Source organism: Pseudomonas sp. SWRI50, assembly GCF_014269095.1.
In the GTDB taxonomy this organism is placed as follows: Bacteria; Pseudomonadota; Gammaproteobacteria; order Pseudomonadales; family Pseudomonadaceae; genus Aquipseudomonas; species Aquipseudomonas kermanshahensis.
On the sequence record NZ_JABWRW010000062.1, the window covers coordinates 1 to 1,036 of the forward strand.

Sequence of the window (1,036 nt, forward strand, 5' to 3'; positions counted from 1 at the left end):
GCCATTTCGTATGCCACGATCTCGGCGTTGTACAAGTCCATGACGGGTGAGAGGTAGAGCTTTTGCTCGGCGACCTTGAACTCGGTTACATCGGTTACCCACTTCTGATTGGGCCGTTGAGCCACGAAGTTACGCTCTAAAAGATTCATTGCCACTTTGCCCACTACGCCCCGGTAGGAACGGAATTTCTTGGGCCGCACGACCGATCTCAGGTCTAGCTCAGCCATCAACCGCTCAACGACCTTCTTGTTAACCAGGGTCCCGTTGTTTCTGATCACGAGCGCCACGCGTCGATAGCCATACAGCTTTTTGTGCTCGTGATAGACACGCTGTATCTGCTCTTTGAGCTCAGCATGCTTGTCCGGCTTCTGTTGGCTTTTGAGCTGGTAGTAGAAGGTGCTGCGCGCCAGCCTGACCATCCGCAGGAGGTCAGGTAAAGGAAATCTGCGCTTGAGCTTGCAGACGATCAGGACTTTTTCGTCTGTATTCGCTCCTTCTCCTCGCGCATAGCTTTGAGCTCCTTTAGGACAGCGTTCTCCATGCGCAGGTATTCGAGCTCAGCCAGCAGCTGCTCGCGGGGCTTTTGCGCGTCATCGATATCAGTGGGCTCGACTGGCTTAATTTTCTTTGGCACGTGAGTAGGCTTTCTTGGTTTGGCGGCAGTAGGCGCTGCGGGGCTACCACTGTAGTACCGTCGTTGCCAAATGCCTATCTGCGAAGACTGTCCGAGATCAAAATGGGCGGCTGTTTGGCGCAAAGAGAGCCGATGTTCATGCATGTACTTCAACACCCGATGCTTGAACTCTTCGCTATAACGCCGGCCGTGAGGGCGTCGGCCGATGCTGGAGTCGGCTTGGTGGCTGGCCACCCAGCGCCTCAGCAGGCTGAAATCGATGCCAAAGTGACGAGCCACTTTTCGGAAGCCGTGGCTGCCATCAAGGTAGGCTGCAATCGCCTTGAGCTTGAACTGCTCGGTGTACTTGCCCATAGATCCCCCAAGGGTTGGATTGGTGTCCAACTTCTTGGGGGCAGTCCA

Annotated in this window: 1 pseudogene; it reads right to left on the minus strand. The window is 55.1% G+C overall.

The features are described 5' to 3' along the window. A pseudogene (locus HU750_RS27270) lies at nucleotides 1-988 on the minus strand (IS3 family transposase); the annotation flags it as partial. Nucleotides 989-1,036: the final 48 nt, after the last annotated feature.